22 protein-coding genes are annotated in these 26,412 nt (G+C 73.8%); 10 read left to right on the forward strand and 12 right to left on the reverse strand.

The genetic code is table 11. From position 1 onward, the window contains the following. Nucleotides 1-14: 14 nt before the first annotated feature. The 8 genes from V1J52_RS01725 to V1J52_RS01760 form a co-directional block, all read right to left on the reverse strand. A complete protein-coding gene (locus V1J52_RS01725; protein WP_330137708.1) occupies nucleotides 15-668 on the reverse strand; it encodes a phosphatidylserine decarboxylase in 654 nt (217 codons plus the stop codon). A 184-nt stretch (nucleotides 669-852) separates the two neighbouring features. After that, nucleotides 853-2,058, reverse strand: coding sequence for an acyl-CoA dehydrogenase family protein (locus V1J52_RS01730; RefSeq protein WP_330137709.1), 1,206 nt, complete (start codon nucleotides 2,056-2,058; stop codon nucleotides 853-855). Between the two features lies 1 nt (nucleotide 2,059). Then, the gene (locus V1J52_RS01735; RefSeq protein ID WP_330137710.1) at nucleotides 2,060-2,581 is read right to left on the reverse strand and encodes a MaoC family dehydratase; all 522 of its coding nucleotides are present in this window, start codon (nucleotides 2,579-2,581) and stop codon (nucleotides 2,060-2,062) included. A gap of 3 nt (nucleotides 2,582-2,584) precedes the next feature. Further along, entirely contained in the window at nucleotides 2,585-3,550 is a 966-nt protein-coding gene (locus V1J52_RS01740) for an HpcH/HpaI aldolase/citrate lyase family protein (RefSeq protein WP_330137711.1), read from the reverse strand. After that, nucleotides 3,547-5,580, reverse strand: coding sequence for an ethylmalonyl-CoA mutase (locus V1J52_RS01745; RefSeq protein ID WP_330137712.1), 2,034 nt, complete (start codon nucleotides 5,578-5,580; stop codon nucleotides 3,547-3,549). The genes V1J52_RS01740 and V1J52_RS01745 overlap by 4 nt, the downstream gene beginning before the upstream one ends. 14 nt (nucleotides 5,581-5,594) lie before the next feature. Further along, nucleotides 5,595-6,935 (reverse strand): crotonyl-CoA carboxylase/reductase, encoded by a 1,341-nt coding sequence (ccrA, locus tag V1J52_RS01750; protein WP_330137713.1) that lies wholly within the window; start codon nucleotides 6,933-6,935, stop codon nucleotides 5,595-5,597. Nucleotides 6,936-7,276: 341 nt separating this feature from the next. Beyond that, nucleotides 7,277-8,077 (reverse strand): TetR family transcriptional regulator, encoded by an 801-nt coding sequence (locus tag V1J52_RS01755; RefSeq protein WP_330137714.1) that lies wholly within the window; start codon nucleotides 8,075-8,077, stop codon nucleotides 7,277-7,279. Between the two features lie 86 nt (nucleotides 8,078-8,163). Then, nucleotides 8,164-9,948: a 3-hydroxyacyl-CoA dehydrogenase family protein gene (locus tag V1J52_RS01760; protein ID WP_330137715.1), complete on the reverse strand. Its 1,785-nt coding sequence runs from the start codon at nucleotides 9,946-9,948 to the stop codon at nucleotides 8,164-8,166. Between the two features lie 479 nt (nucleotides 9,949-10,427). On the opposite strand from V1J52_RS01760, the gene V1J52_RS01765 reads away from it, so the two are divergent. Both V1J52_RS01765 and V1J52_RS01770 read left to right on the forward strand, forming a co-directional pair. Beyond that, nucleotides 10,428-11,012 carry a HEAT repeat domain-containing protein gene (locus V1J52_RS01765; RefSeq protein ID WP_330137716.1) on the forward strand — a complete coding sequence of 195 codons (585 nt, stop codon included), beginning with the start codon at nucleotides 10,428-10,430 and terminating at the stop codon, nucleotides 11,010-11,012. 206 nt (nucleotides 11,013-11,218) lie between these two features. Further along, a complete protein-coding gene (locus V1J52_RS01770) occupies nucleotides 11,219-12,877 on the forward strand; it encodes a catalase (RefSeq protein ID WP_330137717.1) in 1,659 nt (552 codons plus the stop codon). A gap of 99 nt (nucleotides 12,878-12,976) precedes the next feature. Here V1J52_RS01770 and V1J52_RS01775 read toward each other — a convergent pair whose 3' ends face one another. From V1J52_RS01775 to V1J52_RS01785, 3 genes are all read right to left on the reverse strand, one after another. Then, nucleotides 12,977-13,465: a GNAT family N-acetyltransferase gene (locus tag V1J52_RS01775; protein WP_330137718.1), complete on the reverse strand. Its 489-nt coding sequence runs from the start codon at nucleotides 13,463-13,465 to the stop codon at nucleotides 12,977-12,979. Between the two features lie 496 nt (nucleotides 13,466-13,961). Further along, a complete protein-coding gene (locus V1J52_RS01780; RefSeq protein ID WP_330137719.1) occupies nucleotides 13,962-14,792 on the reverse strand; it encodes an aminoglycoside phosphotransferase in 831 nt (276 codons plus the stop codon). 97 nt (nucleotides 14,793-14,889) lie between these two features. Beyond that, on the reverse strand, nucleotides 14,890-15,705 hold the full coding sequence (locus V1J52_RS01785; RefSeq protein ID WP_330137720.1) for a nucleotidyltransferase domain-containing protein: 816 nt from the start codon (nucleotides 15,703-15,705) through the stop codon (nucleotides 14,890-14,892). A 156-nt stretch (nucleotides 15,706-15,861) separates the two neighbouring features. On the opposite strand from V1J52_RS01785, the gene V1J52_RS01790 reads away from it, so the two are divergent. The 7 genes from V1J52_RS01790 to V1J52_RS01820 all read left to right on the forward strand — a co-directional run bounded on the left by V1J52_RS01790 (nucleotide 15,862) and on the right by V1J52_RS01820 (nucleotide 24,842). Then, nucleotides 15,862-16,317, forward strand: coding sequence for an SRPBCC family protein (locus V1J52_RS01790; protein ID WP_330137721.1), 456 nt, complete (start codon nucleotides 15,862-15,864; stop codon nucleotides 16,315-16,317). Nucleotides 16,318-16,377: 60 nt separating this feature from the next. Then, complete coding sequence (locus V1J52_RS01795; RefSeq protein ID WP_330137722.1) at nucleotides 16,378-17,214, forward strand: SAM-dependent methyltransferase; 837 nt, start codon at nucleotides 16,378-16,380, stop codon at nucleotides 17,212-17,214. Between the two features lie 99 nt (nucleotides 17,215-17,313). Beyond that, a complete protein-coding gene (locus V1J52_RS01800) occupies nucleotides 17,314-19,734 on the forward strand; it encodes a SpoIIE family protein phosphatase (protein ID WP_330137723.1) in 2,421 nt (806 codons plus the stop codon). A gap of 22 nt (nucleotides 19,735-19,756) precedes the next feature. Next, the gene (locus V1J52_RS01805) at nucleotides 19,757-20,542 is read left to right on the forward strand and encodes a class I SAM-dependent methyltransferase (RefSeq protein WP_330137724.1); all 786 of its coding nucleotides are present in this window, start codon (nucleotides 19,757-19,759) and stop codon (nucleotides 20,540-20,542) included. A gap of 76 nt (nucleotides 20,543-20,618) precedes the next feature. Then, entirely contained in the window at nucleotides 20,619-21,449 is an 831-nt protein-coding gene (locus V1J52_RS01810) for a M55 family metallopeptidase (RefSeq protein ID WP_330137725.1), read from the forward strand. A 20-nt stretch (nucleotides 21,450-21,469) separates the two neighbouring features. After that, entirely contained in the window at nucleotides 21,470-22,822 is a 1,353-nt protein-coding gene (locus tag V1J52_RS01815; protein ID WP_330137726.1) for a M20/M25/M40 family metallo-hydrolase, read from the forward strand. Between the two features lie 40 nt (nucleotides 22,823-22,862). Continuing rightward, nucleotides 22,863-24,842 carry a prolyl oligopeptidase family serine peptidase gene (locus tag V1J52_RS01820; RefSeq protein WP_330137727.1) on the forward strand — a complete coding sequence of 660 codons (1,980 nt, stop codon included), beginning with the start codon at nucleotides 22,863-22,865 and terminating at the stop codon, nucleotides 24,840-24,842. 20 nt (nucleotides 24,843-24,862) lie between these two features. Here V1J52_RS01820 and V1J52_RS01825 read toward each other — a convergent pair whose 3' ends face one another. Beyond that, nucleotides 24,863-25,282 carry a CBS domain-containing protein gene (locus V1J52_RS01825; RefSeq protein WP_330137728.1) on the reverse strand — a complete coding sequence of 140 codons (420 nt, stop codon included), beginning with the start codon at nucleotides 25,280-25,282 and terminating at the stop codon, nucleotides 24,863-24,865. A gap of 205 nt (nucleotides 25,283-25,487) precedes the next feature. Between V1J52_RS01825 and V1J52_RS01830 the strand changes: the two genes are divergently transcribed. Continuing rightward, nucleotides 25,488-26,411, forward strand: coding sequence for an NADP-dependent oxidoreductase (locus V1J52_RS01830; protein ID WP_330137729.1), 924 nt, complete (start codon nucleotides 25,488-25,490; stop codon nucleotides 26,409-26,411). Nucleotide 26,412 lies beyond the last annotated feature (1 nt).

Genomic DNA, 26,412 nt, shown 5'->3' on the forward strand with positions numbered 1-26,412 from the left:
GGGATCGGTCGGAGTCAGTCACGGTCAAGGCGTGTCACCCCCGCGGTTGTCGTCTGGCCGACCTCGACGGCGGCCTCAACCCCCTCGGGCAGGTAGACGTCGACCCGGGAACCGAAGCGGATCAGACCGATCCGCTCGCCCTGCTCGACCTTGGCGCCCTGGGGGAGGTAGGGCACGATGCGCCGTGCCACGGTGCCGGCGATCTGCACCATCTCGATGTCACCCAGCTCGGTGTCGAAGTGCCAGACGACCCGCTCGTTGTGCTCGCTCTCCTTGTTGAAAGCCGGGACGAAGCCGCCGGGGACGTGCTCGATGGAGCTGACCGTCCCGGCCAGCGGCGCGCGGTTGACGTGGACGTTCAGCGGGCTCATGAAGATCGCCACGCGCGTCCTGCCGTCGCCCCAGGGCATGATGGACTGCACCACCCCGTCGGCCGGGGAGATGATCCGGCCCTGGGCGATCTCCCGCTCCGGGTCCCGGAAGAACCACAGCATGCCGGCGGCGAGCGCGGTGGCCGGCACGGCGATCGCCCGCGCCTTCCCCGGGCGGCGTGCCCGGACCAGGCTGACGGCGGCGGTGGCCACCGTCGGGAGGAGCCAGGGTGAGGCCCCGCGTGCCAGACGGACGCGCGGCATCTTCGTGGCTTCGGAATGGGAAGGGTGGGGCATGGAAGACCTTCGGAGCGGAGGGTGCCGCGCAGATACGGTGGACCACGGCTTTTACCCACCATGGTATCGGCTCGGACGAGCGACTGGGAAAGCCAGCGGCGCCGCCGGGGCTCTGAGGGCGCGTCGGGGGTGTGTTCTTCCTCTCGGAGAACACACCCCCAACCCGGACGAAACGCCCGGTGGATCAGCCCGGCAGGCGGTACTCCTCCAGCAGGCGGCGTCCGATGATCATCCGCTGGATCTCCGCCGTTCCTTCACCGATCAGCAGCATCGGCGCCTCCCGGTAGAGGCGCTCGATCTCGTACTCCTTGGAGAACCCGTAACCGCCGTGGATGCGGAAGGAGTCCTCCACGACCTCCTTGCAGTACTCCGAGGCGAGGTACTTGGCCATGCCCGCCTCCAGGTCGTTGCGCTGCCCCGAGTCCTTCTTGCGGGCGGCGCCGACCATCAGGGCGTGCGCGGCCTCCACCTTGGTGGCCATTTCGGCCAGTTTGAACTGGATCGCCTGGTGCTGGGCGATCGGCTTGCCGAAGGTGTGCCGCTGCTGGGCGTAGCCGACGCCCAACTCGAAGGCGCGCTGGGCGACTCCGCAGCCGCGGGCGGCGACGTTGACGCGGCCGACCTCCACGCCGTCCATCATCTGGTAGAAGCCGCGCCCGGTCCGCCCGCCGAGCACCCGGTCCCCGGGGACCCGCAGGCCGTCCATGATGAGTTCGGTCGTGTCGACGCCCTTGTAGCCCATCTTGTCGATTTTGCCGGGAATGGTGAGTCCCGGCTTGACCTGCCCGAACCCGGGCTCCTTCTCCACCAGGAACGTCGTCATCGACTTGTGCGGCGCGGTGCCCTCGGCGTGGCCCTCGTCGGTGCGGCACAGCACCGCCACCAGCGAGGAGGAACCGCCGTTCGTGAGCCACATCTTCTGCCCCGTCAGCAGGAAGCCGTCGCCGTCGCGCACCCCCTTGGAGGTGATGGCGGAGACGTCCGAGCCGAGCGCGGGCTCCGACATGGAGAACGCGCCGCGGACCTCACCGGCCGCCATGCGCGGCAGGAAGTGGTCCCGCTGCTCCTGCGTGCCGTGCTGCTTGAGCATGTAGGCCACGATGAAGTGCGTGTTGATGATGCCCGAGACGCTCATCCAGCCACGGGCGATCTCCTCCACGCAGAGGGCGTAGGTGAGCAGCGACTCCCCGAGGCCGCCGTACTCCTCGGGGATCATCAGGCCGAAGAGGCCCAGCTCCCGCAGACCCTCGACGATCTCGGTGGGGTACTCGTCCTTGTGCTCCAGTTCGGTGGCGACCGGGATGATCTCCTTGTCGACGAACGCCCGGACGGTGGAGACGATCTCCCGCTGGATGTCCGTCAGGCCCTCGGTCTGCGCGAGACGTCCCATGTCACTTCGCCCCCTTCGGGCTCGTCGCGGGCTGCGGCCGTCCGGGCTGCTCGCCGCCGCGCGCGGTGACGTACGCCTCGGTGGGCACCAGCACCTTGCGCCGGAAGACGCACACGAGCGTGCCGTCCTGCTTGTGGCCCCTGGTCTCGACGTGGACGACGCCCCGGTCGGACCTGGATCTCGACGGCGTCTTGTCCAGCACGGTCGTCTCGCCGTAGAGGGTGTCGCCGTGGAAGGTCGGAGCCACGTGCCGCAGCGACTCGATCTCCAGGTTGGCGATGGCCTTCCCCGAGACGTCGGGCACCGACATGCCCAGCAGCAGCGAGTAGACGTAGTTGCCCACCACGACGTTCCGGCCGAAGTCGGTCGTCTCCCGCGCGTAGTGCGCGTCCAGGTGGAGCGGGTGGTGGTTCATCGTGAGCAGGCAGAACAGGTGGTCGTCGTACTCCGTCACCGTCTTGCCCGGCCAGTGCTTGTAGACGGCACCGACCTCGAACTCCTCGTACGTGCGGCCGAACTGCATCGCTTACGCCTCCGGTGCCTCGAACGTGCTGGTACGGGACATGCCGGCGGCGCGGCCCTTGCCCGCGACGACGAGCGCCATCTTGCGGCTGGCCTCGTCGATCATCTCGTCGCCGAGCATCGCCGAGCCCTTCGCGCCGCCCGCCTCCGAGGTGTGGTAGGCGTAGGCGTCCAGGATCAGCTCGGCGTGGTCGTAGTCCTCCTGCGAGGGCGAGAACACCTCGTTGGCGGCGTCCACCTGACCCGGGTGCAGCACCCACTTGCCGTCGAAGCCGAGTGCGGCCGCGCGGCCGGCGACCTCCCGGTACCCCTCGACGTGTCTGATCTGGAGGTAGGGGCCGTCGATGGCCTGGAGGTCGTGGTGGCGCGCGGCCATCAGGATGCGCATGAGGATGTAGTGGTAGGCGTCCGCCGGGTAGCCGGGTGGCTGCTCGCCGACCACCAGCGACTTCATGTTGATGGAGGCCATGAAGTCGGCCGGGCCGAAGATGATGGTCTCCAGGCGCGGCGAGGCGGCGGCGATGTCGTCGACGTTCACCAGGCCCGCCGCGTTCTCGATCTGCGCCTCGATGCCGATGCGGCCCACCTCGAAGCCCATCGTCTTCTCGATCTGGGTCAGCAGCAGGTCCAGCGCCTTGACCTGGGTGGCGTCCTGCACCTTGGGCAGCATGACGCAGTCCAGGTTCGGGCCCGCGCCCTCCACGACCGTCACCACGTCGCGGTAGGTCCAGTGGGTCGTCCAGTCGTTGACGCGCACGACGCGGGTCTTGCCGGTCCAGTCCCCGTTGTTCAGAGCGTCCACGATGGTGTGCCGCGCGCCCTCCTTGGCGAGCGGGGCGCAGGCGTCCTCCAGGTCCAGGAACACCTGGTCAGCCGGGAGACCCTGCGCCTTCTCCAGGAAGCGCGGGTTGCTGCCGGGGACCGCGAGGCAGGAACGGCGCGGGCGCAGGCGGTTGACGGGGGTGCTCATGCGGGGACCTCCAGGGGGTCGAGCTGGTTCGCGGTGCGGATCTCGTCGACGATACGGCCGATGATCTGCGTGATGCCGAAGTCCTTCGGCGTGAAGACCGCGGCCACGCCGGCGGCGCGCAGCGCCTCGGCGTCCGCGGCGGGGATGATGCCGCCGACGATGACGGGCACGTCCCGCGCGCCCGCGCGGCGCAGCCGGGCGAGCACGTCGGGCACCAGCTCGGCGTGCGAGCCGGAGAGGATGGACAGGCCCACGCAGTGCACGTCCTCGGCGACGGCCGCCGAGACGATCTGCTCGGGGGTGAGCCTGATGCCCTGGTAGACCACCTCGAACCCGGCGTCCCTGGCCCGCACGGCGATCTGCTCGGCGCCGTTGGAGTGCCCGTCCAGGCCCGGCTTGCCCACCAGCAGCCGCAGCCGGGCGCTGCCCAGCTCCTCTGCGGTGCGGGCCACCCGGCGGCGGACCGAGGCGAGCGCGCCGCCCTGCCCGGCCGCCACGGCGACGGGCGCCGAACTCACCCCGGTGGGCGCCCGGAACTCGCCGAAGACGTCCCGCAGGGCCCACGCCCACTCGCCGGTGGTGACCCCGGCCCTGGCGCACTCCACCGTGGCGGGCATGAGGTTGGTCTCGCCCGCCGCCGTCTTCTTGAGCGCCGCCAGCGCCTCCTGGACGCGCGTCTCGTCGCGCCGGTCCCGCCAGGCGTCCAGCGCCCGCACGACGCGGTCCTCGTTGGCCGGGTCGACGGTCATGATGGCGGTGTCCAGGTCGGCGGTCAGCGGACTGGGCTCGGTGGACTCGTGGCAGTTGACGCCGACGATCTTCTCCTCGCCCGCCTCGATCCGCGCCCGCCGCTCCGCGTGCGAGGCGACGAGCTGGGATTTGAGGTAGCCGGACTCGACGGCCGCCATCGCGCCGCCCATCTCCTCGATGCGCCGCATCTCGGTGCGGCACTCGGCGGCCAGCGCGTCCACCTTGGCCTCGACGACGTGCGAACCGGCGAAGATGTCGTCGTACTCCAGCAGGTCGCTCTCCAGCGCCAGCACCTGCTGGATGCGCAGGGACCACTGCTGGTCCCAGGGCCGGGGCAGCCCCAGGGCCTCGTTCCAGGCGGGGAGCTGCACCGCGCGGGCGCGGGCGTCCTTCGAGAGGGTGACGGCCAGCATCTCCAGCACGATGCGCTGGACGTTGTTCTCCGGCTGCGCCTCGGTCAGCCCCAGGGAGTTGACCTGCACGCCGTAGCGGAACCGGCGCTGCCTGGGGTCCTCGATGCCGTACCGCTCGCGGGTGATCTCGTCCCAGAGGCGGGTGAAGGCCCGCATCTTGCACATCTCCTCCACGAACCGCACACCCGCGTTGACGAAGAAGGAGATGCGCGCGACGACGTCGCCCATGCGTTCGGGCGGCACCTGGCCGCAGTCGCGCACGGCGTCGAGCACGGCGATCGCGGTGGACAGCGCGTAGGAGATCTCCTGGACCGGCGTGGCCCCGGCCTCCTGGAGGTGGTAGCTGCAGATGTTGATCGGGTTCCACTTCGGGATGTGCGCCACCGTGTAGGCGATCATGTCGGTGGTGAGCCGCAGCGAGGGCCCCGGCGGGAAGACGTGCGTCCCGCGCGAGAGGTACTCCTTGACGATGTCGTTCTGCGTCGTGCCCTGGAGCCGGCCGATGTCGGCGCCCTGTTCCTCGGCGACCACCTGGTAGAGCGCCAGCAGCCACATGGCCGTGGCGTTGATGGTCATCGAGGTGTTCGTCTGCTCCAGCGGGATGTCGCGGAACAGCACCCGCATGTCGCCCAGGTGGGAGACGGGCACCCCCACCCGGCCGACCTCGCCGCGGGCCAGGACGTGGTCCGGGTCGTATCCGGTCTGCGTCGGCAGGTCGAACGCGACCGACAGTCCGGTCTGGCCCTTGGCGAGGTTGCGGCGGTACAGCTCGTTGGACGCCTCGGCGGTGGAGTGCCCGGCGTAGGTGCGCATCAGCCAGGGCCGGTCCCGCTCCGGACGCGGACGTGCGTTCTGGCGCTCAGTCATGGCGGCCTTCGTCCTCAGACGTTGCGGAAGCGGTTGATGGCGTCGACGTGCTGCTCGCGCATCTCCGGGTCGCTGACGCCCATGCCCTCCTCGGGGGCCAGGCACAGCACGCCGACCTTGCCCTGGTGCAGGTTGCGGTGGACGTCGTAGGCGGCCTGGCCGGTGTCCTCCAGGGTGTACGTCCTGGAGAGCGTGGGGTGGATCTTGCCCTTGGCGATGAGCCGGTTGGCCTCCCACGCCTCGCGGTAGTTGGCGAAGTGCGAGCCGACGATGCGCTTGAGGCTCATCCACAGGTAGCGGTTGTCGTACTCGTGGGTGTAGCCGGAGGTCGAGGCGCAGGTGACGATGGTGCCGCCCTTGCGGGTGACGTAGACGCTGGCGCCGAACGTCTCGCGCCCGGGGTGCTCGAAGACGATGTCCACGTCCTCGCCGCCGGTCAGCTCGCGGATGCGCTTGCCGAACCGCTTCCACTCGCGGGAGTCCTGGGTGTGCTCGTCCTTCCAGAACCGGTAGCCCTCGGCGTTGCGGTCGATGATCGCCTCGGCGCCCATCGCGCGGCAGATGTCGGCCTTCTGGTCGCTGGAGACGACGCAGACCGGGTTGGCGCCGCCGGCCAGCGCGAACTGGGTGGCGTAGGAGCCCAGACCGCCGCTGGCGCCCCAGATGAGGACGTTGTCACCCTGCTTCATCCCGGCGCCGTTGCGGGAGACGAGCTGCCGGTAGGCGGTGGAGTTCACCAGCCCGGGGGAGGCGGCCTCCTCCCAGCTGAGGTGCTTCGGCTTGGGCATGAGCTGGTTGGACTTGACGAGGGCGATCTCGGCGAGGCCGCCGAAGTTCGTCTCGAAGCCCCAGATGCGCTGCTCCGGGTCGAGCATCGTGTCGTCGTGCCCGTCGGCGGACTCCAGCTCGACGGACAGGCAGTGCGCGACGACCTCGTCGCCGGGCCGCCAGGCGTTGACGCCGGGGCCGGTGCGCAGGACGACGCCCGCGAGGTCCGAGCCGATGACGTGGTACGGCAGGTCGTGGCGCCTGGTGAGCGGTGAGAGCTTGCCGTAGCGCTCCAGGAAGCTGAAGGTCGACACCGGCTCGAAGATCGAGGTCCACACCGAGTTGTAGTTCACGGAGCTGGCCATGACGGCGACCAGCGCCTCGCCCGGGCCCAGCTCCGGCACCGGCACCTCCTCCACGTGGAGGGACTTGCGGGGGTCCTTCTCCCGGCTGGTGAGGCCCTGGAACATGTCGGCCTCGTCCTTGTGCACGGTGACCGCGCGGTAGGACTCGGGCACGGCGAGGGCGGCGAAGTCGTCGGCGGTGCTGTCGGGCGCGGTGATCGCGTCGAGGATCGGGTTCGTCACGGTATGCCTCCGGCGAGCGTGTTGCGGGGACGCTGAGGGTCGGGGTGAGGCAGTGCCGTCGGTTCGGCTGGTGATGTGTCTGTGCGCGCACGGTGGTGCGGGAGTGCCTGGTGACGCAGGCAGCCGGGCTTCACGGGTGTCGCCGTGGGGACACGGCCCGGACTGGCCTCACCGTATGACACGCAGTGCCAGTCGGCAAGACACCGAGTGCCATGTATTTGTGTCATCCGTACCGGGCCCGCGCCGCACCGCCGCACGCCGCCGACCCCGGTCGCGCGGGGCGGCCGGGGTCGTGGTCGGTCGGTGGTCGGTTCGGGGCCGGAACGGTGACGCGGCGCGGGTCAGCCCGGGCGCAGCGCCCGTTCGATCGTGCGCATGATCTGCGGCAGCGGGGTGTCGGTACGGGCCACCGTGACGAGCACGTCGCCCTCGGCCGCAGCGACGGCCGCCTCGCCGCGCGGCGCGCCCACCGCGCCCGGCCGGCTGGCGCCGAAGCCCGTGCCGAACGTGCGCCGCACGATGGCGAAGGCGCGGTCGAGCTGGGCCTCCACGTCGCCCTGGCCGCCGGCCCGCAGCCAGCGGCGCAGCACGTGGTTGTGGGCGGTGACCACCGCGGACGCCGCGACCTCCGCCAGCAGCGGGTCGTCGTCGCCGTCCCGGTGCGCGGCCTCGTCGAAGTGGCCCAGCAGGTAGCGGGTGAACAGCCGCTCGTAACGGGCCACGGAGGCGATCTCGCGCTCCCGCAGGGCGGGCACCTGCCGGGTCAGCCGGTAGCGTTCGACGCTGACCGGCGGGGAGGCCGCGTACATCCGCATGACCTCCTTGATGCCGCGGCACACGGTGTCGAGCGGGTTCTCGTGCGCCGGTGCCGCCTCCAGGACGGCCCTGGCCCGCTCCAGGGTGTCGTCGTGGTCGGGGAAGATCGCCTCCTCCTTGGAGCGGAAGTGGCGGAAGAAGGTGCGCCTGGCCACACCGGCGGCGGCGGCGATCTCGTCGACCGTCGTCTCCTCGTACCCCTGGGTGGCGAACAGCTCCATCGCGGCGGCGGCCAGTTCCCGGCGCAGTTTCAGGCGCTGGGACGACGCGGACGTGCGGGTCGACGTCCGCGCGGTCGCACGGGCGGGCTTGGCAGGCTGCGGCATGTGGGGAACGTTACACGGGCCCCCAGGCGGGGGAGGCGGGCCGCCCGGCGGCGGTTCCAGCAGCCCGCCCCACCCCGTCGGACCGCTCACCGACGGGCGTACTCGCGAAATCCCCGCCCCGATTTGCGTCCCAGGCAGCCGGCGGCCACCAGGTGCTCCAGCAGCGGCGCGGGCGCCAGCCCCGGCTCGCGGAACTCCTCGTGGAGCACCCGCTCGATGGCGAGGGAGACGTCCAGGCCCACCACGTCCAGCAGCTCGAAGGGGCCCATCGGATAGCCGCCGCCCAGCTTCATCGCGGCGTCGATGTCGTCCAGCGTCGCGTAGTGCTCCTGCACCATCTTCACCGCGTTGTTGAGGTAGGGGAACAACAGGGCGTTGACGATGAACCCGGCCCGGTCCCCGCAGTCCACCGGGTGCTTGCGGACGCGGGAGCACACCGCGCGCACCGTGGCGTGCACGTCGTCGCCGGTCAGCACGGTGCGGACGACCTCGACCAGCTTCATCGCGGGCGCGGGGTTGAAGAAGTGCATGCCGACCACGTCCTGCGGGCGCCCGGTCGCGCGGGCGCACGCCACCACCGGCAGCGAGGACGTCGTGGTGGCCAGGACGGCGCCGTCCTTGCAGACCCCGTCCAGCGCGGCGAACAGCTCCTGCTTGACGGTCAGGTCCTCGGCGACCGCCTCGACGGCCAGGTCCACCTCCGCCATCGCCTCCAGCGAACCGGCCGGGGTGACACGGGCGAGCGCCGCCTCCCGGTCCTCCGCGCTCATGCGGCCCTTCTTCACCGAGCGGGCAAGCGAGGAGGCGATGCGGGCCTTCGCCGCCCCGGCCTTCTCCTGGCCGCGGGCGACGAGCACGACGTCGTACCCGGCCTTGGCGAACACCTCGGCGATGCCGCTGGCCATGGTGCCCGAGCCCGCCACCCCGACCCGGCCGACGTGCCGGGGCGTGCCGCGTCCGGCGTCCGCGCCGGGAGTGAGCGCGTCCGGCACCACGGTGGCGCTGCCCGGTGCCTCGTACGTGTAGAAGCCGCGCCCCGCCTTGCGGCCGGTCAGTCCCGCGCGGGCGAGCTGGCCGAGGACGGGCGCCGGGGCGTGCAGCCGGTCGTGGGACTCGGCGTACATCGCCTCCAGCACGGTGCGGGCGGTGTCGACGCCGATGAGGTCCAGCAGTTCGAGCGGGCCCATCGGCAGACCGCAGCCCAGCTTCATGGCCGCGTCGATGTCCTCGCGGGTGGCGTAGGCCGACTCGTACATCGCCGCGGCCTGGTTGAGATAGCCGAACAGCAGCCCGTCGGCGACGAAGCCGGGGCGGTCCCCGACCCTGATCGGCTCCTTGCCCAGCTCGTGCGCGAGGGCGGTGACGGCCTCCACGGCCTCGGGCGAGGTGAGCACCGAGGAGACCACCTCGACCAGCTTCATCGCGGGTGCCGGGTTGAAGAAGTGCAGCCCGAGGACGCGTTCGGGGTGCGCGGAGTCGGCGGCCAGCCGGGTCACCGACAGCGCGTTCGTCCCCGTGGCGAGGATCGCGCCCGGCTTCACGATGCCGTCCAGCGCGCGGAAGACCTCGTGCTTGAGCGGGTAGCTCTCCGGCACCACCTCGATGACCAGGCCGGCGCCGGCCGCGTCCCGGAGGTCGGTGGACGCGCGGAAGCGGGCGAGGGCCTCCCCGCGCTCCCGTCCGGTCAGCCTCTCGCGGGACACGGCGCGCGCGGTGGCCTTCTCCAGCGCGGCGACGGCCCGGCCGGCCGCCTCCTGGCTGCTGTCGATGCCGACGACCTCGCGCCCGGCGCGGACGAGGACTTCGGCGATTCCGGTGCCCATCGTGCCGAGGCCGACGACGGCCACTGTGCTCAGGGAAGGACGGTCCATCACGGGACTCCAGGGGTGACGACTGGATACGAGGGTGCGGAGCGCCACGGGCGGGGCCGCGCGGACACCGGCGGATGGCGGTGTGCGGGCGTGCGTGGCGGAACCGGTCGGAGCGGCCCTGTCCTCGGGGCCTGCGCCGTACTGCCGTACGCGGGGTACGGGAACGCGGGAACACGGGTGTGCGCTGAACCGACTGACACTCTCGGCGGCTGCGTCACCAGACCGCCTGAGCGGGGATACCGCTCTGATGAGCAGGCTAACTCGCCGGTAACCGGAACACCAGACCCCTGCGTGTGGCGCGGGCCACGCAGGGCGGGCCCCCGGCCGGGGCTGGACGCGCCGGGGCCGGGCTCGCGGAGGCCGCCGGGGCCGGGTCCGCCTCCGCGGGTTTGCGGAGGACGGGCGCGGGCCATGCACGTCCTACGGCGGACGCCCCGGCACCGGCCCGGCGGCCCGCCCCTCGACCGTGGGGAGAGCGCATGGAGCAGTGGCTCGCGACGATCGCCGACCGCGCCGGAGCGGCCGAGCGGGGGGAGTCCGCCCGGCTGCTCGCCCTCGTCAGGGCGGACACCCCCGCCGCCCGGGACGAGCTGGCCCGGACGCTCACCGAGGCGGGCCGCCCCCTGTGGGCCAGGGAACTCGCCGCCTGCGCGCTCGGGGCGGCCGGTGACCGCCGGGCCTTCGAGACGCTGGTGTTCCTGCTCAACTACCGCGACCCGGCCCGGGGCGAGAACGCCGCCGAGGCGCTGGCCCGGCTCGGCGACCCGCGCACCGCCCGGGCGGCGGCGGCGCTCGCCGCGAACGAGCTGCGCACCGCCTACGCCCTGCACCCCGTCCGGCTGCTGGCCCGCCTGGCCGCGCCCGAGTCCCGTCCGGTGCTGACGGCCACACTGGCGCGGCTGCTGGCCGGCCCCGAGCACCACTGGCCCGTGGCGCGGGCCTGCGTGGAGGGCCTGGGCCGGCTGGGCGATCCGGCGGCCCGCGCGGTGCTGGTCGAAGCGGGTGTCCGCCCCGAGCTGCGGGACGCGGTGCGGGCGGCGCTGCGACGGCTGCCCGGGAGCTGAGCGGCTCTCACCGCGGGCGGGCCGGGCACCGAACGGGCCCCCGCGCACCGGCCGCCACCGGGCCCGCCGCCCCGCGACGCGCCCCGCCCGCCGCGCCCCGTCACCCGTCCGGCGTATCCGGCGGACGTGCCGGTGGTACGAAACGGGCGTTTGCGGGTACTGGACCGCGCGGACCCACCCGTACACCGAGCAAGGAGTCCGCGACCGTGACCGACGTATCCAGCCAGGGACCCGCAGACAACGACGACCGTCCGGTGCTCACCAACCGCCAGGGGCACCCCGTCTACGACAACCAGAACCAGCGCACGGTGGGCGCCAGGGGCCCGGCCACGCTGGAGAACTACCAGTTCCTGGAGAAGATCAGCCACTTCGACCGGGAGCGCATCCCCGAGCGCGTCGTGCACGCCCGGGGCGTGACCGCCTACGGCTACTTCGAGGCGTACGGCGCCTGGGGGGACGAGCCGATCGCGCGCTACACCCGCGCCAAGCTGTTCCAGGAGCGCGGCAAGCGCACCGACGTCGCCGTGCGCTTCTCGACGGTCATCGGCGGCCGCGACTCCTCGGAGGCCGCCCGCGACCCCCGCGGCTTCGCGGTGAAGTTCTACACCGAGGACGGCAACTGGGACCTGGTCGGCAACAACCTGGGCGTCTTCTTCATCCGGGACGCCATCAAGTTCCCCGACGTCATCCACGCGCTCAAGCCCGACCCCGTCACCTTCGAGCAGAAGCCCGCGCGGATCTTCGACTTCATGTCGCAGACCCCCGAGTGCATGCACATGCTCGTCAACCTGTTCAGCCCGCGCGGCATCCCCGCCGACTACCGGCACCAGCAGGGCTTCGGCGTGAACACCTACAAGTGGGTCAACGCCGACGGGGACACCGTGCTCGTCAAGTACCACTGGATGCCCAAGCTGGGCGTGCGCAGCATGACCGAGGAGGACGCGGCCAACGTCCAGGCCGAGGGGCTGGGGCACGCGACGAAGGACCTGTACGAGGCGGTCGAGCGCGGCGAGTACCCCGAGTGGGAGCTGCTCGTCCAGGTGATGGAGGACCACGACCACCCGGAGCTGGACTTCGACCCGCTGGACGACACCAAGACCTGGCCCGAGCAGGACTTCCCGCCCCGGCCCGTCGGCCGCATGGTCCTGGACCGGATGCCGGAGAACTTCTTCGCCGAGAACGAGCAGATCTCCTTCGGCACCGGCGTGCTGGTGGACGGCCTGGACTTCTCCGACGACAAGATGCTGGTCGGCCGCACCTTCTCCTACAGCGACACCCAGCGCTACCGGGTCGGCCCGAACTACCTCCAGCTCCCGGTGAACCAGGCGAAGAACGCGGACGTGCGCACCAACCAGCGCGACGGCCTGATGACCTACCACGTCGACGGCAAGGGCGAGAACCCGCACGTCAACTACGAGCCGTCCATCACCGGCGGGCTGCGCGAGGGCGAGTACCCCACGCACGACGAGCAGGGCCCGGAGATCTCCGGGCGGGTGACCCGCAAGCGCATCCCGCGCACCAACGACTACCTCCAGGCGGGGCAGCGCTACGCCCTCATGGAGGAGTGGGAGCGCGACGACCTGGTGGCCAACTTCGTCACCCTGATCTCGCAGTGCGACCGGCCCGTGCAGGAGCGCATGGTGTGGCACTTCCTGCTGGTCGACAACGATCTCGGGCTGCGGGTCGGCGAGGGGCTGGGCATCGGTGCGAAGGACGTGGCGCACCTGGAGCCGCTGGCCAGCCAGGACCTCACCGACGAGGACCGCGAGCGGCTGGCGAACCTCGGGTCGAACCCGCCCCGGAACGTGGAGGGCCTCACCATGACGCACTGCGTGCGCAACGAGCGCCACGTCGTCACCCGCTGACGGCCGCGGACGCCCGCCGGCGGCCCCGGGCCCGGCTCCGCCCCCGGCGGGCGGCCCCGGGCGCGGGGCCGCCCGCGCGTGCTCACCTCGCGCGGGGCGTCACAGCTTGCGGTACATGATGTGCAGGCCGACGAAGCCGTGCCGCGGGTGCTCGAAGCCCTCCGGCAGCGTGGCGACGACGGTGAAGCCGAGCGACTGCCACAGCGCGACGGCGTGGGTGTTGGTCTCGACGACGGCGTTGAACTGCATCGCCCGGAACCCGGCCGCCGCCGCCCACTCCAGGCTGTGCGCCCCCAGCGCCCGGCCCACGCCCCTGCCGGAGTGCGCCGGGTCCACCATGTAGCTGCCGTTGGCGATGTGCGAGCCGCCGCCCGCGTGGTTGCGGGACACCTTGGAGGTGCCGAGCACGGTGCCCTCGTCGTCCACGGCCACGAAGGCGCGGCCCGGCAGGGGCAGCATCCAGGAGGCGCGGACGGCGTCCTCGGCGGCGTCGCGGTCGTAGGTGTAGGTCTCACCCGCGGCGAGGATGCCGCGCATGAAGGGCCAGATCGCCGGCCAGTCCTCTTCGGTCGCTTCTCTGATCAGCACCGGGCCAGCATGACCGGTGCGGTGCGGCCGCGCCAAACGGGTTCCCGCAGGGCCGGGGCGCGGCCGTCCGCGCGCGGTCAGCCGAAGGGGGTGCGGACGGTGGAGTGGTTGCCGGTGCCCACCGTGCTGGAGCCGTTGCCGATGGCGTTCCACACCTCGGCCCGGACCCGCCCGCCGTTCATGTCGCCGTGGCTCCCGGTGGCCGAGCGCAGCCCGCGGACCTCGGTGTAGTGCTCTTAGCCGGGGCCGGGGCCGGTGGCGAAGTAGCGGCAGGTCTCGGCGCGGTCCCAGCTGCCGTCGCCGGTGCGGTCGTACCGGGGGTGAGAGCGCTCTCGGCTCTTCTGGGACGACCCGGACCCACCGTCAACGCCCCCCGCGCCACCGCACACCGGCCCCCGCGGCCACGTGCGGGAGGCCGCGCGCCGTACCGGGGACCGTCACCGGCCCTGGCGCCCGAGGCCCTCCTCCCGGCGAAGCGGGGGCAGCGCGGCCCGTGTCAGGCGGCGAGGCGGTCCTCGGCGAACTGGGACACGCGGGTGAACGCCGTCCACTCGTCCTCGGCCAGCGCGCCGCCGGGTCCGGCCGCGATGCCCAGGGCGACCAGGCGGAAGATCAGTGCCCGCAGCAGCATCTGCGCGCCCTCGGCGCCGGGGAGCACCGAGTCCGCCAGGCGGTGCCCGGCCCGGTGGTGGAGGAGGCCGTCGACCACCACGATCGCCTCCGCGTAGCCGACCGGTCGCCAGTACGGCGAGAAGTCGATGACCGCGGGGGCCTGGCCGGGCGCGAAGAGCACGTTCCCCGTCAGGTCGCCGTGCACGAGCTGGGCCCGTGCGTCCACGGGTTCGCGAAGCGCCCGGAGCCGGGTGGCCAGCCGGTGGACGGGCGCGGGGACCTCCGCGGTCGCCCCGCCCCAGGCGACCCGGTCGGCCACCGCCCACGGATGCTGGTGCCCGTCCAGCCGCTTCGGCCGCGGCACGTCCCGCAGTGCCTCGTGGAAGGCCCGGCCCGCGGCCAGCAGGGCGTCCCACCGGCCGGCGGGCCCCGGTCCGCCCGTCAGGAACCGGGTCGCCTCCCACCCCTCGACGACGTGACCGCCGCCCACCGCGCGCAGATACCGCGGGACACGGAAGCCCGGCCGGTCCTGGAGTGCGTCCATCAGCGTCGCGGCCCACTCCACGTCCGCGCCGTCACCGGCCGGTTTCAGCACGGCGTCGCCCGCCCGGACGCTTCGCCCCTGGCCCCCTTCGAGCGGTTCGGGCCGCCCGGTGATCCGGAAGGCCCTCAGAACGGACGGTGGCGGCAGGGGTGTGCCAGTCGCAGGAGTCACACCGTGCATCCTCCGCGACCGGCACCGTCTCGCGCACCCGTGTTTTCGGGCGGACGTGCCCCCGGCGCCCCCGGCCGCCGTGGCCTGCCCGCCAGGGTCAGGACGTGAGCCGCCCGCACACCTCGGAGGTCAGCCCGTCCGCGGTGTCGAGCGCGGTGGACAGGGCGTCCGCACTCGTGCCGAGCCCGCCGAGCACCCGGTGTGCCCGCGCGGCGAAGTCCGCCGGGGCACCGGGAAGCTCTCCAGCGGCCTGTACGGCCCCCTTCTCGTTCAGCACCCAGCGTCCCGCGTGGGCGTGCAGGGCCTGCACGAGCTGCCCCACCGCGTGGAAGAGGCAGCCGGCGACGTAGAAGGTGTCACCGCGGGCGGCTCCCTTGCGGGCACCGGCCAGGAGGAACGGAGCCTGCCAGCGCGCGTGGGCGATCAGCGCCTCGCGCAACGGCTCCGGGTACCGGCGGGCCTCCCGCTTGAGGGCCCGCAGCTCACCGCCGGGGTCGGCGAGGACGCGCCCGACGGCCACCTCCCCCGCGTACGCGGGGGAGTACACCCCGAGGGGGTGGCCCGCCTGCACACCCACCTCGAAACGCCCGGCCCGGCACTCCTCCCAGATCCTGTGCACGCGGTCCAGATCGCGGTAGATCCAGTCGACGCGGCAGCCGTCGACGGTCAGCCACGCCCCGCCGTCCACCCACGGCCCCCAGCCGCCCGGTTCCGTCACGTCGGCCGGCGCGCCCGTCAGCTCGGACGCGAGCAGGCGCAAGGCGGCGGTGTCCAGCGGCGGCCGGTAGTACAGACCGAGGTCGTAGTCGGAGTCGGGGCGGTGTGTTCCGCTGGCGCGGCTGCCGCCCAGACACACACCGGCCACCCCGCCGACCTCGGTCAACCGGTCCGCGATCTCTGCCAGGCGCTCCACCGTCCGGAGTCTAGCGGCGGGACGGACGTCCGCGCGCCCGGCTGGGCCGTCGGGGCGTGGCCGCACGTGCGAAGGCGGGTGCGCGGCACGGGATTTGGCGGCCCCGCTCCGTGGTGGTGGGATGGCCGTCGTCGACGCCCAGCAGGAGGAGAAGCCATGGCACTGGTCGAGGTCAGCAGGCAGCGGGAGATCGCGGCGCAGCCGGACGACGTGCTCGACGCGCTCGCCGACTACGCGGGCACCCGGGAGCGGCTGCTCACCGAGCACTTCAGCGAGTACGAGGTCCGTGAGGGCGGTGACGGCAAGGGCACCGTCGTGCACTGGCGGCTCCAGGCCACCAGCAGGCGCGTCCGCGACTGCCTGATGGACGTGGACGAGCCCGCCGAGGGGCAGCTCACCGAGCGCGACCGCAACTCGTCCATGGTGACGACCTGGACCGTCACCCCGGGTTCCGCCGAGGGCGCCAGCCGGGTCACCGTCACCACCGCCTGGCAGGGCGCGGGCGGCGTCGGAGGCTTCTTCGAGCGCGTCTTCGCGCCGAAGGGGCTCGGCCGCATCCACGACGCCGTCCTCGCCCGCCTGGCCGGCGTCATGGAGGGGCAGCAGCGGTAGCCACCGGCGTGGCGGCTACATTGGGGGCTCCCTCCCGCAGGACGAACTCCCGGAGCCCCCATGGCAGATGACCTGGCCCACCCCGTGCCCGACGTTCCCCGGATCGATTCCACCGTGCCGCATTCGGCGCGCATGTGGAACCACTGGCTGGGCGGCAAGGACAACTACGAGGTGGACCGCGCGGCGGGCGACGAGATCCGCCGCCTCCACCCGGGCATCCTGGAGTACGCCAAGGCGGACCGCGCCCTCCTCGGCCGCGCGGTCCGCCTCCTGGCGGGCGAGACGGGCATCGACCAGTTCCTCGACATCGGCACCGGTCTGCCCACCGCCGACAACACCCACGAGGTCGCCCAGCGGGTGAACCCGGCCGCGCGCATCGTCTACGTCGACAACGACCCCCTCGTCCTCACCCACGCCCGCGCCCTGCTCACCAGCACCCCAAAGGGCGTCACCGACTACATCGAGGCCGACCTGCACGACCCCGAGGCCATCGTGGCGCGGGCCGCGCAGACGCTCGACCTGGACCGGCCCGTCGGCGTCATGCTGCTCGGCGTGGCGATGTTCGTCGGCGACACCGAGGAGGCGTACGGCATCGTGCGCCGCCTGATGGCCGCCGTGCCCCCGGGCAGCCACCTCGTGCTGTCGCACACCATCACCGCCCCCGGACTGGACGACGTGGACGAGGCCGTGCGCTTCTGGAACTCCGTCGGCACGCCCAAGCTGCACCAGCGCACCCCCGAACAGGTCGCCGGGTTCTTCGACGGGCTGGAGCTGCTGGAGCCGGGCGTGGTCTCCTGCTCCCGCTGGCGCCCGGACGCAGCCCCGTTCGACGCGGCGGGCGGGCCGAAGGAGCCCGAGGAGGTCGCCTTCTACTGCGGGGTGGCCCGCAAGCCCTGAGGCGCGCGCGGGCGCACCACCTTTTGGGGCGTTGGGCGGCGCGGGCCGGTCCGGCGGCTCTACGGTGGTGACGGTCCCGTGGAAGGAGACCCGCAGCCCATGGAGCACGAGCAGTCCCACGAGGACGGGACGGCGCCGGACGCGCCGTCCCGCACGGGACGCGTCCCGCTCGCCGTCGTGGTCGTGGACGGTACGGGCGCCGTCTCGCACTGGAGCACCGGCGCCCGCAGGCTCTTCGGGCCCGCCCGCGAGGAGGCGGTCGGCCGCCCCGCCGTGGACCTCATGCCCGTCTCGGGCGCCTTCGGCGACCCCGGCTGGGACGCCGGGCTGCGCGGGGACGGGCACTACGCCGCCGGGTACGCCACCAGCGGGCGGGCGCGCGGCACCGTGGACGGCACCGGCGACGTGCTGTGGTGGGCCTACCCGCTGACGGGCCCCGGGCCGGAACGGCTGCTGGTGCTGGCCACCGGCACCGCCTTCCTGCGCTCCGGCGGCGAGGCGGACACCGGGCCGGACGCCGGAGCGGACGCGCACGGTGAGAGCGTCGCGCCGGTGCTCGCGCTGCACACCGACTTCCCCGGCTCGGAGGGGCTCGCGCGCGGGCTGCCGGAGATCCTCCCCAGCATGAGCCCGCAGGAGAGCGCCCGCATCGTCGCGCAGGTGCTGGAACTGGGCTACCCGGTACTGGAGACCAGCCGCCGCCGGCGGGTGCCCGTCACCCCGGACTGGGGCGTGCCCCGCCGCGCCCCGCGCCGCACCCGGGCCCCGCGGCCCGCCGCGGAACCCGGCACCGGCGGGTACGCCGCCGCGGCCGGGCCGGAGCCCGACCTGGAGCACGCCGCCGTCCGCGAACGCCTGGAGTTCCTGAACGAGGTCAGCGGGCGCATCGGCACCTCACTCGACCTGGCCCGCACCATCCGCGAGGTCAGCGCCGCCGTCGTGCCCCGCTTCACCGACGTGGCCGGTACCTACCTGCGCGAGCAGGTCGTCGCGGGGGAGGGCTTCCCCGACGGCGTGCCCGACACCACGACGCTGTGGCACCGGGTGGCGCTGGAGCACACCGACGAGCCGGGCCGCTGGGACGACGTCGTGCCCGTCGGCGAGTCCATGCCCTTCCCCGCGCACACGCCCTTCTTCCAGTGCATGACGACCGGCGAGCCGGTGCTCGTGCCGCGCATCACCGAGGAGATGGGACACGCCATCGCCTCGCAGTTCGACAAGCGCGACATCCGGCCGCTCATCACCCACCGGTCGATGCTCGTCGTGCCGCTCAAGGCCCGCAACGTCGTGCTCGGCTTCATGATCCTGCTGCGCCACCGCGAGCGCGCCGAGTTCAACGACATGGACCGCGTCACCGGCGCCGAACTCGCCGCGCGGGCCGGGCTCGTCCTGGACAACGCCCGCATGTACACCTTCCAGGAGAACGTCGCCGACACCCTCCAGGACAGCATGCTGCCGCGCATCGCCCCGCGCATGCCCGGCTGCGACACCGCCACCCGCTACCTGCCGGGCACCCGGCTCGGCCGGGTCGGCGGGGACTGGTTCGACACCATCCAGCTCCCCGGCTCCCGGACCGCCCTCGTCGTCGGCGACGTCATGGGGCACGGCCTGCACTCCGCCGCCATGATGGGCCAGCTGCGCACGGCCGTGCAGACCATGGCCGGACTCGACCTGGAGCCCGCGCAGCTCCTGCGCGGCCTGGACGACCTGGCCCGGCGGCTCGGCGACACCTACCTGGCCACCTGTCAGTACGCCGTGTACGACCCGGTCGGCGGACGGCTGAGCATCGCCAACGCCGGGCACATCCCGCCCGTCCTCGTGCACGCCGCCGACGGCAGCAGCGAGCTGCTCGACCTGCCCACCGGCGCACCCATCGGCGTCGGCGGGGTGCCCTTCGAGACCGCCGAGGTGCCCGTCGCGCCCGGCGACCGCCTGGTGATGTGCACCGACGGACTGGTGGAGGTGCGCGGCCAGGACATCGGCGCGGGCCTCGCCGCGCTGTGCGAGTCGGCCGCGCACCCGGCCGCCTCCATGGACGACGCCTGCGACACCATCATCCGCTCGCTGGCGGCCGCCTCCCCGCAGCGCGGCCGGGGCGACGACGTGGCCCTGCTCATGGCCCGCCTCAACGGCATCCGCGAACAGGACACAGCCCGCCTGGCTCTGGAGGCCGAACCGCGCGCGGCGGGCAGGGCCAGGCGGCTCGTCCGCGCCCGGCTGGCCGGCTGGGGGCTCGGCGCGCTCACCGCGACCACCGAACTCCTGGTGAGCGAACTGGTCACCAACGCCCTGCGGCACACCCGCACCGGCAGCGTCGAGGTGCGGCTGGTCCGCGCCGAACGGCTGCTGTGCGAGGTCTTCGACGACGACCCCGAACTGCCGCAGCTCCTCGGCGCCGCACCGGACGCCGACGCCGGGCGCGGCCTGCGCCTGGTGGACCGCCTGGCCCGCACGTGGGGTACGAGCCGCACGGCACGGGGTAAGACGGTGTGGTTCGAGCAGGCGCTGCCGCGCTGCTGACGACACGAGCGTGTGGGGCGACATGACGGCACCGGGACAGGACGCCGGAGCAGGACACATACCGCGGGCCGGGCAGGACCCGGCCCCGCAGGCCGCGCGGGACCCGGCGCGGGCGTGGGAGGGGTTCTGGCGGGACGCCCCGCCCGAGCCGGGCGGCGTGTTCTGGGACGCCGCCCCCGAACGCACCGCCGCCCGCCACCTGCCGCTGTTCGCGGACCACTTCACGGGCGGACTGCCCCTGCTGGACGCCGGGTGCGGCAACGGCACCCAGACCGTCTTCCTGGCCGGACGCTTCCGGCCGGTGCTCGGTGTCGACCTGTCCCCGGCGGCGATAGCCCTGGCCCGGCGCCTGCCGGGCGCCGCCGCGGTGGACTTCCGCGCCGCGGACCTCGCCGACGCCGATGTCGCCGCCCGGCTGCACGCCGAACTCGGCGACTGCCACGTGTACCTGCGCGGAGTGCTGCACCAGTGCCCGCCGGAGCCCCGCCGCCGGCTGGCCGCGTCCCTCGCGGTCCTGCTCGGCGCGCGCGGCCGGGCCTTCGTGGTGGAGCCCGCCGCTGCGGCCAAGCAGACGCTGCTGGGGCTCATGCGCCGCCCCGGCGGCCCCCCGGCGCGGATCGCCGCCGTCCTCGGGCACGGCATCGCGCCCATGGAGATGGCCGACACGGCCGTGGCGGAGCTGTGCGCGGCGGCCGGGCTGAGCGTGCTGGCCCACGGCAGCGCCCCCCTGGTGACGACCGAACCCGGCCCCGGCGGCGGGCCGGTGGAGCTGCCCTCGCAGTGGCTGGTCGTTGGGCGGAACGGCTGACCCCGGGCCCGGCGTGCACCCGCCCGTGCCCGGAAGGGCTTTCCCGTGCACCGGGCGGGCGCGTAACGTGCCGGGTATGAAGATCCTCGTCAGCGCCGACATGGAGGGTGCCACCGGCGTGACCTGGCCCGCCGACGTGCTGCCGGGCACGGCCGCCTGGGAGCGCTGCCGTGCGATGTTCACCGGGGACGTGAACGCCGCCGTCGCCGGGTTCTTCGACGGCGGCGCCGACGAGGTGCTGGTGAACGAGGCGCACTGGACGATGCGCAACCTGCTGCTGGAGCGCCTGGACGAGCGGGCCCGCCTCCTGACCGGGCGGCACAAGGCCCTGTCCATGGTGGAGGGCGTCCAGCACGGCGACGTGGACGGTGTCGCCTTCGTCGGCTACCACGCGGCGGCCGGGGCCGAGGGCGTGCTCGCGCACACCTACCTGGCCAACTCCCTGACCGGTGTGTGGGTGGACGGCACCCGGGCCAGCGAGGGGCTGCTGAACGCGCTGGTGTGCGCGGAGTTCGGCGTACCGGTCGTGCTGGTCACCGGGGACGACCGGGCCTGCGAGGACGCCGCCGGATACGCGCCGCGCGCCCGCACCGCCGCCGTCAAGGACTACGTCTCCCGGTACGCGGCCGTGTGCCGCACCCCGGCGCGCACCGCGGCGGACATCCGGGCGGCGGCCCGCGCCGCGGCCCCGCTGGCCCGGCGGCACGAGCCGGTGACCGCCGGGCGGGAGATCGCCGTCGAGTTCGACGCCGAGCACCTGGCCGGGGCCGCCACCGTCGTGCCCGGGGTGCGGCAGACCGGGGAGCGGCGCGTCGCCTACACGGCGCCGACCATGTACGAGGGCATCCGCTGCTTCAAGGCCGTGACGACGGTCGTCTCGGCGGCTGTGGAAGAAGAGTACGGCTGAGCACAGGGACGGAAGACAACGTGCACGAGGACGGACAGAGCCCCCGGGCCGCTCACATCGACGCACAGGCGCTCGACGAGGCGGTGACCGGCACCGCCGAGCTGATCCGCATGGACACCACCAACCGCGGCGGCGGCGACGGCACCGAGCGCCAGGCCGCGGAGTACGTCGCGGCCCGCCTCGCTGAGGCCGGGATCGAGCCGGAGCTGCTGGAGAAGGCGCCGGGCCGCACGAACGTCGTCGCCCGCATCCCGGGCACCGACCCGTCGGCGGACGCGCTGCTCGTCCACGGCCACCTCGACGTCGTCCCCGCCGACCCGGCCGAGTGGTCGGTGCACCCGTTCTCCGGTGAGATCCGGGACGGGTGCGTGTGGGGGCGCGGCGCCATCGACATGAAGAACGCGGACGCGATGGTGCTGGCCGTCGTGCGGGCCTGGGCACGGGCCGGCGTCCGGCCGCGGCGGGACGTCGTCCTGGCGTTCACCGCGGACGAGGAGGACAGCGCCGAGTTCGGCGCCGCCTACCTCGCCGGCCAGCACCCCGCGCTGTTCGAGGGCTGCACCGAGGGCATCGGCGAGTCCGGGGCGTTCACCGTGCACACCGACGACGGCCTGCGGCTGTACCCCGTGGCGGCGGGGGAGCGCGGCACGGCCTGGCTGCGGCTGTCCGCGCGGGGCCGCGCCGGGCACGGGTCCAAGGTGAACACGGCCAACGCCGTGACCAGGGTGGCCGCCGCCGTCGCCCGCATCGGCGCCCACTCCTGGCCGGTGCGCCTCACGCCGACCGTGCGGGCCGCCCTCACCACGCTCGCCGGGCTGCACGGCGTGGACCCGGGCCCGATGGACGACGACCGCTTCGACGCCGACGCCCTGGTCGAGTCGTTCGGCTCCGCCGCTCCGCTGGTCCGCAACGTGCTGCGCAACAGCGCCAACCCCACGATGCTGGAGGCCGGCTACAAGCTGAACGTCATCCCCGGCAGCGCGACGGCGCACGTGGACGGCCGCGTCCTGCCCGGCGGCGAGGAGGAGTTCACCGCGACGCTGGACGAGCTGACCGGTCCCGACGTCACATGGGACTACTACCACCGGGAGATCCCGCTCCAGGCGCCGGTCGACTCCCCGACGTACGCCACCCTCTGCGAGGCGCTGGAGCACTTCGACCCCGGCGCCCACGCCGTGCCCTACTGCATGTCGGGCGGCACGGACGCCAAGCACTTCGCCCGGCTCGGCGTCGCGGGCTACGGCTTCTCCCCGCTGCGGCTGCCGCCCGGCTTCGACTACCAGGCGCTGTTCCACGGCGTCGACGAGCGCGTGCCCGTCGACGCGCTGCACTTCGGGGTGCGGGTGCTCGACCGCGCCCTGCTGGCCCTGTGACCCGCCCGCCGCGCGCGGCCTGCCCGAGGGACGATACGAGATGGTGACCACCCCGGCTCCGTACGGCACCTGGGCCTCCCCGCTGGACGCCGCGCTGGTCGCGGCCCACGACGGCAGGCCCGAGTACCTGGGCGCCGTCGGCGGCGAGCTGTGGTGGACGGCGCCGCGCCCCGCCGAGGGCGGGCGGCGGGCGCTGCTGCGGCTGCGCGGCGACGGGGCGGGCGGCCCCGAGTCCGTCCTGCCGCCGCCGTGGGACGTGCGCAGCCGGGTCATCGAGTACGGCGGCGTGCCGTGGGCCGCCGTCGTCCGGCCGGACGACGGGCCGCTCGTGGTGTTCGTCCACCACGCCGACCAGCGGCTGTACGCCTTCCAGCCGGACGTGCCCGGGGCCGGGCCCCGGGCGCTGACCCCGGTCGCGGCCACCGGCGGCGGCCTGCGCTGGGCGGATCCGGTGGTGTGGTGGGAACGCGGCGAGGTGTGGTGCGTGCTGGAGGAGTCCACCGGGCCGCGCCCCACCGAGGTGCGGCGGGTCCTGGCGGCGGTGCCGCTGGACGGGTCGGCGGCCGGGGACCGCGACGCGGTCCGCGAACTCGTCGGCGCCTGCCACGACTTCGTCACGGGGCCGCGGCTGTCACCGGACCGTCGGCACGCCGCCTGGCTCGCCTGGGACCACCCGCGCATGCCGTGGGACGGGACGGAGCTGCGGCTGGCCGAGATCAGCGACGACGGGCGGCTGGAGTCGGCGCGGACCGTGCTCGGCGGCCCGGAGGAGTCCGTGGCGCAGACCGACTGGGCCCCGGACGGCGCCCTGCTCGCCGCCTCCGACCGCTCGGGCTGGTGGAACCTGTACCGCGTGGACCCCGAGGGCGGCGAGCCCGCCGCGCTGTGCCCCCGCGAGGAGGAGTGCGCGGACGCCCTGTGGCGGCTGGGGCAGCGCTGGTTCGCGCCGCTGCCCACCGGCCTGGTGGCCGTGCTGCACGGCCGGGGGGCCAAGGCGCTCGGCGTGCTCGACCCCGCCACCGGCGACCTCGCGGACGTCCCCGGGCCGTGGACGGAGTTCTCGCCCACGCTCGCCGTGGACGGCACCCGCGTCGTGGGGGTCGCGGCGGGCCCGCACCGCGCCTACGAGATCGTGGAGCTGGACACCCGCACCGGGCACAGCCGGGTGCTCGCCGAACGGCACACCGACGCGGTGGACCCGGCCTACCTCCCGCAGCCGCGGGCCCGCACGTTCGCCGGACCCGGCGGGCGCGAAGTGCACGCCCGCGTCTACCCGCCGCGCCACCCCGCTCACACCGGGCCGGCCGGCGAGCGTCCGCCCTTCGTGGTGTGGGCGCACGGCGGCCCCACCGGCCGCGCCCCGCTCGTCCTGGACCTGGAGATCGCCTACTTCACCTCCCGGGGCATCGGCGTCGCCGAGGTCGACTACGGGGGTTCCACCGGCTACGGCCGGGCGTACCGCAACCGGCTGCGCGGCCAGTGGGGCGTCGTGGACGTCGAGGACTGCGCGGCCGTCGCCCTGGCGCTGGCGGCCGAGGGGAGCGCCGACCGGGAGCGGCTGGCCGTGCGCGGCGGCAGCGCGGGCGGCTGGACGAGCGCCGTCTCCCTCGTCTCGCCCGCCGCCGCCGGCGTGTACGCCTGCGCCGCCATCAGCTACCCGATCCTGGAACCGGAGGGGTGGACGGGCGACGGCACCCACGACTTCGAGTCGCGCTACCTGGAATCCCTGATCGGGGACCCGGCGCGCCACCCCGAGCGCTACCGCGAGCGTTCCCCCGTACGGCACGCGGACCGCGTCGCCGTCCCCTTCCTGCTGCTCCAGGGGCTCGACGACGCGATCTGCCCGCCCGCGCAGTGCGAGCGGTTCCTCGCGGCGCTGCGGGAGGCGGGGCGGGAGGTGCCGCACACCTACCTGGAGTTCGCCGGGGAGGGCCACGGCTTCCGCCGGGCGGAGACGATCACCGCGGCGCTGGAGGCGGAGCTGGAGCTGTACGTGCGCACGTTCACCGGCCGGAGGTGACCGGCCGCCGTCAGCGGCCGTCAGTGGTGGGCGTACACGCGTCCCACGAAGCGGGCGATCTGGTCACCGGACAGGCGGCGGGCGAGGTCGGCCTCGCTGATCATGCCGACGAGCTGCTTGTCCTCGATCACCGGCAGCCGCCGGATCTGCCGGTCCTCCATCTCGTCCAGCACCTCGGAGACGTCGGCCGCCGCGTCGATCCAGCGCGGCGTGCCCTCGCACAGGTCGCCGCAGGTCACCGCCGACGGGTCGTGGCCCGCGGCGACGCACTTCACCACGATGTCGCGGTCGGTGACGATGCCGCAGAGCCGCTGTTCGGCGTCGCTCACCGGCAGGGCGCCCACGTCCAGCTCGCGCATGAGCTGGGCGGCCCGGTCGAGCGTCTCGGTGGCGGGGATCCACCGCGCTCCCGGGTGCATGATGTCCTTGGCCGTGGTCATGGGGATACCTCCACATGGGGGACTGCGTTCGGCGCCGCGCGGGCGGACCCGCGGGCACGCCCATCGTCCGCCCGGGTGATGCCCCGGGCAACCGGAGGGGGCAGGCCCCGGGGGCCGGAGCGGGGGCACCCCGCGGCGTTGGTCCGAACGGGGGAGTGCGGGGCGGGGACGGAATCCACGGCCGCCGCGCGGTGTTGCCGCTGACATGAAAGCCATCGCACTGCAAGCATTCGGCGGCCCCGACGAGCTGCGCACCACCGACCTCCCCGACCCGAAGACCGGCCCCGACACGGTGCTGGTGCGCGTGCGGGCGGCGGGGGTGAACCCGGTGGACTGGAAGGTCGCCTCCGGGGGGCTGGACGCCGTGCTGTACGCGCACTTCCCCCTGGTGCCCGGCTGGGACGTCGCCGGAGTCGTGGAACAGGCCGGGGCGGACGTCAGCGAGTTCGCCGTCGGCGACGAGGTCTACGGATACGTCCGGCGGGACGAGGCCCAGCACGGCACTTACGCGGAGCTGGTGCCGGCGCCGGTGCGGACGCTGACCCGCAAGCCCGCCTCGCTGAGCTGGACGCAGGCGGCCGGGCTGCCGCTCACCGGGCTGACGGCCCTCCAGTCGCTCGACAGGCTCGCCGTCACCGGCGGCGAGACGGTGCTCGTGCACGCGGCCTCGGGCGGTGTGGGCTCCCAGGCGGTCCAGATCGCGGTCGCCCGCGGCGCCCGGGTCATCGGCACCGCCAGCGAACGCAACCACGACTACCTGCGCGGACTCGGCGCGGAACCGGTCGTCTACGGGGACGGGCTCGCGGAGCGGGTGCGGGCTCTCGCCCCCGACGGCGTGGACGCGGCCTTCGACTTCATCGGCGGCGGCGCGGTGGAGGTCTCGCAGGAGGTGCTGCGCACGCCTGACCGTGTCGTCTCCGTGGTGGACATGGGCGTCGTCGAGCGCGGCGGGCACTACCTGTTCGTCCGCCCCGACGCGGCGGGGCTGGCCACCCTCGGCGAGCTGGCCGACGCGGGCAAGCTCACGGTGCACGTGGACCGCGCCCTGCCGCTGGCCGAGGCCGCCGAGGCGTGGCGGCTGAGCCAGAGCAGCCGGACGCGCGGCAAGATCGTGCTCGAAGCGTCCTGAG

Source organism: Streptomyces solitudinis (assembly GCF_036323765.1).
Taxonomy (GTDB): domain Bacteria; phylum Actinomycetota; class Actinomycetes; order Streptomycetales; family Streptomycetaceae; genus Streptomyces.

Excerpts from the sequence above, each read along its gene's own strand:
- V1J52_RS01825 (WP_330137728.1), bottom strand. The coding sequence starts at position 25,282 with ATGACCACGGCCAAGGACATCATGCACCCGGGAGCGCGGTGGATCCCC.
- V1J52_RS01810 (WP_330137725.1), top strand. The coding sequence starts at position 20,619 with ATGAAGATCCTCGTCAGCGCCGACATGGAGGGTGCCACCGGCGTGACC.
- V1J52_RS01800 (WP_330137723.1), top strand. The coding sequence starts at position 17,314 with ATGGAGCACGAGCAGTCCCACGAGGACGGGACGGCGCCGGACGCGCCG.
- V1J52_RS01805 (WP_330137724.1), top strand. The coding sequence starts at position 19,757 with ATGACGGCACCGGGACAGGACGCCGGAGCAGGACACATACCGCGGGCC.
- V1J52_RS01725 (WP_330137708.1), bottom strand. The coding sequence starts at position 668 with ATGCCCCACCCTTCCCATTCCGAAGCCACGAAGATGCCGCGCGTCCGT.
- V1J52_RS01795 (WP_330137722.1), top strand. The coding sequence starts at position 16,378 with ATGGCAGATGACCTGGCCCACCCCGTGCCCGACGTTCCCCGGATCGAT.
- V1J52_RS01830 (WP_330137729.1), top strand. The coding sequence starts at position 25,488 with ATGAAAGCCATCGCACTGCAAGCATTCGGCGGCCCCGACGAGCTGCGC.
- V1J52_RS01745 (WP_330137712.1), bottom strand. The coding sequence starts at position 5,580 with ATGACTGAGCGCCAGAACGCACGTCCGCGTCCGGAGCGGGACCGGCCC.
- V1J52_RS01820 (WP_330137727.1), top strand. The coding sequence starts at position 22,863 with ATGGTGACCACCCCGGCTCCGTACGGCACCTGGGCCTCCCCGCTGGAC.
- V1J52_RS01755 (WP_330137714.1), bottom strand. The coding sequence starts at position 8,077 with ATGCCGCAGCCTGCCAAGCCCGCCCGTGCGACCGCGCGGACGTCGACC.
- V1J52_RS01765 (WP_330137716.1), top strand. The coding sequence starts at position 10,428 with ATGGAGCAGTGGCTCGCGACGATCGCCGACCGCGCCGGAGCGGCCGAG.
- V1J52_RS01760 (WP_330137715.1), bottom strand. The coding sequence starts at position 9,948 with ATGGACCGTCCTTCCCTGAGCACAGTGGCCGTCGTCGGCCTCGGCACG.
- V1J52_RS01730 (WP_330137709.1), bottom strand. The coding sequence starts at position 2,058 with ATGGGACGTCTCGCGCAGACCGAGGGCCTGACGGACATCCAGCGGGAG.
- V1J52_RS01790 (WP_330137721.1), top strand. The coding sequence starts at position 15,862 with ATGGCACTGGTCGAGGTCAGCAGGCAGCGGGAGATCGCGGCGCAGCCG.
- V1J52_RS01740 (WP_330137711.1), bottom strand. The coding sequence starts at position 3,550 with ATGAGCACCCCCGTCAACCGCCTGCGCCCGCGCCGTTCCTGCCTCGCG.
- V1J52_RS01735 (WP_330137710.1), bottom strand. The coding sequence starts at position 2,581 with ATGCAGTTCGGCCGCACGTACGAGGAGTTCGAGGTCGGTGCCGTCTAC.